This window comes from Mycobacterium sp. E1715, from assembly GCF_001667625.1.
GTDB lineage: Bacteria > Actinomycetota > Actinomycetes > Mycobacteriales > Mycobacteriaceae > Mycobacterium.
The window spans coordinates 1-4,923 of the sequence record NZ_LZJJ01000519.1 but is presented as its reverse complement, the minus strand read 5'-3'; the positions used below and the strand labels follow the sequence as shown (position 1 = coordinate 4,923).

Below are 4,923 nucleotides of genomic sequence, written 5' to 3'. Positions count from 1 at the left end.
TCCGAGAAGAACGAACCGGCGCGGGCCAGGTTGCGGGTCCGGGCTTCCAGGCGTTCGGGGTGCGGTAGCGAATCGGCGTCGTCGCTGATGCCGCGCAGATAGCGCGGCAGGTAATTGGTCATGATGGCCGACGGTGGATAGTCGGGGTCGGCGGTGATCACCTCGTGGCCCAGGTCGCGCAGCAACGCGCCGGCCTGTTCGACCGCCGTCAGCTGCGGCTTGCCGACCCTGACCGGCAGCGGCGTCGGCGACTTGGTGCTCAGGGCGATCCGCAGCCTTCCGGGCGCACGGGTCGCCGCCGCCACGAACTCACCCTCGGGCCCCGGCACCGTCGACGTCGCATCGAGAAACATCGCGGCATCGAGCACCGAGCGCGCCAGCGGACCGTTGACACTCAGCCCGTGCCAGGCATCGTCGTGGGGCTCCAGCGACACCCGGTCCCGTTGCGGTTTGACGCCGAACAGGCCGCACCAGATCGCCGGAATGCGTATCGAGCCGCCACCGTCGGATCCCAGCGCCAGCGGAGCGAGGCCCGCGGCCACCGCCGCGGCGCTGCCGCCACTGCTGCCGCCCGGGGTGCGCCTGGGGTTCCAGGGATTGCGGGTCGCGCCGAAGGTCAGCGATTCGGTGTAGGGGAACATCATCAGCTCGGGCACGTTGGTCTTGCCGATGATGACCGCGCCCGCGGCGCGCAGCCGGTGTACCACCTCCGCGTCGGAGTTCGCGGCGGGCCGGTGTCCGCCGCTGCCGTACGTCGTCACCTCGCCGGCGACGTCGACGTCGTCCTTGATCGCGATCGGCACGCCGAGCAGGGGAAGCCGCTCGCCGGCGTCGAGGCGGTCCTGCGCGACGGCGGCCTCGTAGCGCGCGCTGTCGGCGAGCACCACGCGGTAGCAGCGCAGCTGGCTGTCGATCCGCGCGATCCGGTCCAAGTAGATCTCGAGCAGCTCGGGCGCCGTCAGTTCACCGTCGGCCAGCATCCTGACCTGAGCGGCGGCGCCGGCAAAAGCCACGTCGCGAGCGTCCACTGCGGCAGCGTATCCCCCGCATCGCACCGGCCAGTACCGTGGGCGACATGTCCTGCGTGTTCTGTGCGATCGTCGCCGGGGAGGCCCCGGCCATCCGGATCTGTGAAGACGACGACTACCTGGCCATCCTCGACATCCGGCCGTTCACCCGCGGCCACACCCTGGTGATTCCCAAGCGGCACACCGTCGACCTCACCGATACACCCCCGGAAACACTGGCGGGCATGGTCACCATGGGTCAGCGGATCGCCCGCGCCGCCCGCGCGACGGAGTTGGCCGACGCGACCAACATCGCCATCAACGACGGCAGCGCCGCCTTCCAGACGGTGTTCCACGTCCACCTGCACGTGCTGCCCCGGCGCAACGGCGACAAGCTGTCGGTCGCCAAGGGCATGCTCCTGCGCCGCGACCCCGACCGGGACGCCACCGCGCAAATCCTGCGATCGGCCCTGGCCCGCATCGACACCAGCCAGTAATACTGGGCGAATGGCATTTCCGTCCTGGGTTGAGCAGGGTTTACTGCCCCAGATCCTGCGCGTACACGACGCCGTCTATCGAAAGTCGAACGGCTGGATCGGCCACCGCATGCTGCTGATACCGAGCCTGCTGTTGCATACCGTGGGCGCCAAGACGGGACAGCGCCGAACCGCGGCGCTCACCTACGCGCGCGACGGAGACGACTACCTCATCGTCGCCTCCAAGGGCGGCGACCCCCGGGCACCCGGCTGGTATCACAACCTGCGCAAGCATCCGGATGTGGAAATCAACGTGGGGCCAAAGCGTTTGGCGGTAACCGCCCGCGCCGTGCTGCCCGACGATCCCGACTACCCGCGGCTATGGCAGATCGTCAACAAGAACAATGGCGACCGATACACGGCCTACCAGAAGAAAACGTCGCGGCCGATCCCGGTTGTGGTACTCACGCGGCGTTGACCCCGAACGCCGCGTGGAGGTTTATTCTCCTGTAACGCGTGGTGAACTCCTCGGTTGCTCACCACACGGCGCCGATCGGCTGGAGCGGGCATGAAACCCTGGGCGGGAAATCCGTGGCGGCGGTTAGGGCTGCCCGCGCGTCTGGGTTGGGCCGTGCTCGGCAGCTACGCTCTGGCGGCCGCGCTGGTGGTCACGTCGTCGCTCGCCGGCTGGGAGGGCGCCTACGCGACCCGGCCGGTGGACGAGATCGTGCTCGCGCTGTGTCTGCTGTTCGGGGCGGCATGCGCGGGCCGCGCGGCCTGCTCCGCGACCGGACGGCACAGGTTCGGCTGGCTGGCGATGCTGATTGCCCTGGTGGGCTGGGCGGTCGGCGAGGTGATCTGGGCCGTCTACGAGGCGCGTCCGGTACTCGCCCACGTCACACACCCGGCCAAGGCCGAGATCGTGCTGCTGCTCTGGCCGTTCGGCGCCATGGCCTCGCTCGCGCTCTTGTCGCGCGTGTCCCGCCACAGCCCGCGGCGACTGCTGCTCGACGGGCTGATCGTGGCGACCTCCCTGTTCGTCGTGTCGTGGGCCTTGGTGCTCGACAAGGAGCTGCGGGTGGAAAGCGGCCCGAGGCTGGCAACGGTCGCCGAGGTGTTCAACGACGTCGTCCTGCTGACCATCGCCATCCTGCTGCTGGCACGCGGCGTGACCGGAGACATTCCCAGTCGCAATCTGCTGGCGGGCGGAGTGGCAACGATCAGCGTTGCCGACATCGCGACGGTGTTCAGGAGCGGGGTCGGCACCTACCAGGTCAGCGCCGTGGCGGACCTGGGCAGGGTGGCCGGTTTGGCAATGATCGCGCTGGCCGCGCTCGCCAGCCTCAACGAGTCGCCGCTGCCGGCGTCACGCGGCGAGCAGATCCGCTCGCGCACCCGCCTGTGGTTGCCCTATCTCCCACTCGTGATTGCCTCCGCGGTCGGACTCGCCCACGCGGTGGGGCTGATGGCGCATGGGCCGCTGCTGTTCGCGCTGGGAATCCTGGTGGCCGCGGTGCTCGCGCGGCAGTTCGTGGTCCTGATGGAGAACCAGAGCCTGTTGTCGGAGGTCGCGCGGGAAGCTTTCCGCGACAGCCTGACCGGACTGGCCAATCGGGCCTACTTCCTGCAGCGGCTGGAGGAGGCCGTCGCCCGTCGACAACTCGACGCCCTACCCATCGGGATGCTGTTCTTAGACCTCGACAATTTCAAATCCGTCAACGACGCCCTCGGTCATCCCGCCGGTGACGAACTGCTGGTCCAGGTGGCCGCGCGGCTCACCGCCACCTTGGGCGACAACTGCGTCACCGCTCGCCTCGGTGGTGACGAATTCGCCGTGCTGCTCGAGGGTTCCGTCGAGGACTTGCGCGAGGCGGCGCATCGGGTTCTCGAGGCGTTCCACACCCCGATCCTGGTGGACGGCATTCCCATCCCGGTCCGGCCGAGCGTCGGCTTCACGGTGGCCACGTCCGATTCGGAGTGCAGCGTCGAGCAGCTCCTCCGCCACGCCGACCTGGCCATGTATACGGCCAAACGCGAAGGCGGCCAATGCGTTCGCAGCTTTGTGCCCGATTTGCCGCTCGCGTACTCGTTTTCGGTCGACCAGCTGACCGCGTCGTCCCCGGTGGTGGACGCCGTGGTGGAGGCGAGCACCGCCCCGAAGCTCAGACGAGCCGCCGACCTGACGGCGCCAAAACCGGCGCAGCCACAGGATGGCCGCGACGGTGTTCGATGGCCACCGACGGCGATCCGGATCGCGCTGGCCGCCTTGGCGATTGGCGTGCTCGCCTTCACCGCGGCCAGCGCCCTCTTCCCGGATGCCAGCCACAGCGTCTTCTTCGCCAAATCCCTGTATTCGGCGTTGAACCTGGTGGCGGCCGGCTTGATCGCCCTTCGCGCATACCGCCTCAGGGCCGACCGGGTCGCGTGGTCGATGATCGCAACCGGGATGGCGCTCTCGGCGCTCGGTGACGTCGTCTATGCGTTGTGGGTACCCAACGCCCATTCGCCGTCGGTCGCCGATCCCGAATACCTGGCGTTCTATCCGTTCGTCTTCGCCGGGATTCTGCTGCTGATGCGGTCGCACCTGAAGCGGGTGCCGATGCCGATCCGCCTCGATTCTTTGGTGTGCGCGCTGGCCATCGCCGCGCTGGCCGCCGCGCTGCGGGCCGGACCCATGCACGCCGCCGCGGCCAAGACGCCGGCCACCGTGCTGGTGGGTCTCGTCTACCCGTGGGGCGATCTGGTGCTGCTGGCTCTGGCCGTTGGGATGCTGCCAGTCCTGGGCTGGCGCAGCGAGTTTCGCTGGGGATTGCTTGTCGCCGGGCTGGTGGGCTTTGCGGTCGCCGACACCGCGTACCTATTCGAGACCTCCGCGGGTTCGTACCGGGTGGGCACCACGCTGGACGCACTCTGGCCGGCGTCGTCGCTGCTGGTGGCGATGGCCAGTTGGGCCCGGTCGTCGTCGGCGATACCGGCCGCGCGGCGCGGACTCGGCTCCTACGCGGTGCCGGTGACGTGCACCGTCGTGGCGCTCGGCGTCGCCATCCTGGGGCACAACTCACGGCTCGCTTCGACGCTCGCGGCGCTGAGCCTCGTCGCGGTCGCCGCGCGATTCTCGGTGAGCTTCCGGGACGTCAGCATGCTGGCCGAGAGCCACAAGCAAGCCATGACCGACGAATTGACCACGCTGCCCAATCGGCGGTCCCTGGCGACGGCCCTGACCGCGCTGTCGGCTTCGGCGTCGTCGGGGCGGGCGTCATCGCGGCGTGCGCTGCTGTTGCTGCACCTGCACAAGCTGCGGGAGATCAACGACTCGGTCGGCAGGCACTTCGGCGATGAGCTGCTGTGGCGCGTCGCAAACCGCCTCGCGCGCAACGTGCGTCGCGACGATCTGCTGGCGCGCGTGAGTGACGAGGAATTCGCCATCCTCCTCGGCGACG

The 4,923-nt window shown here is 69.0% G+C and carries 4 protein-coding genes; 3 read left to right on the top strand and 1 reads right to left on the bottom strand.

The features are described 5' to 3' along the window. A partial coding sequence (locus A9X03_RS25470) for an amidase (RefSeq protein WP_082974575.1) occupies positions 1–1,028 on the bottom strand: 1,028 nt, incomplete at its 3' end. Positions 1,029–1,075: 47 nt separating this feature from the next. On the opposite strand from A9X03_RS25470, the gene A9X03_RS25465 reads away from it, so the two are divergent. From A9X03_RS25465 to A9X03_RS25455, 3 genes are all read left to right on the top strand, one after another. After that, the gene (locus A9X03_RS25465; RefSeq protein WP_068263610.1) at positions 1,076–1,504 is read left to right on the top strand and encodes an HIT family protein; all 429 of its coding nucleotides are present in this window, start codon (positions 1,076–1,078) and stop codon (positions 1,502–1,504) included. Between the two features lie 10 nt (positions 1,505–1,514). After that, complete coding sequence (locus A9X03_RS25460) at positions 1,515–1,961, top strand: nitroreductase family deazaflavin-dependent oxidoreductase (RefSeq protein ID WP_067757193.1); 447 nt, start codon at positions 1,515–1,517, stop codon at positions 1,959–1,961. A 90-nt stretch (positions 1,962–2,051) separates the two neighbouring features. Continuing rightward, on the top strand, positions 2,052–4,923 hold a 2,872-nt coding region (locus tag A9X03_RS25455), incomplete at its 3' end, for a diguanylate cyclase domain-containing protein (protein ID WP_068015084.1).

Excerpts from the sequence above, each read along its gene's own strand:
- A9X03_RS25465 (WP_068263610.1), top strand. The coding sequence starts at position 1,076 with ATGTCCTGCGTGTTCTGTGCGATCGTCGCCGGGGAGGCCCCGGCCATC.
- A9X03_RS25460 (WP_067757193.1), top strand. The coding sequence starts at position 1,515 with ATGGCATTTCCGTCCTGGGTTGAGCAGGGTTTACTGCCCCAGATCCTG.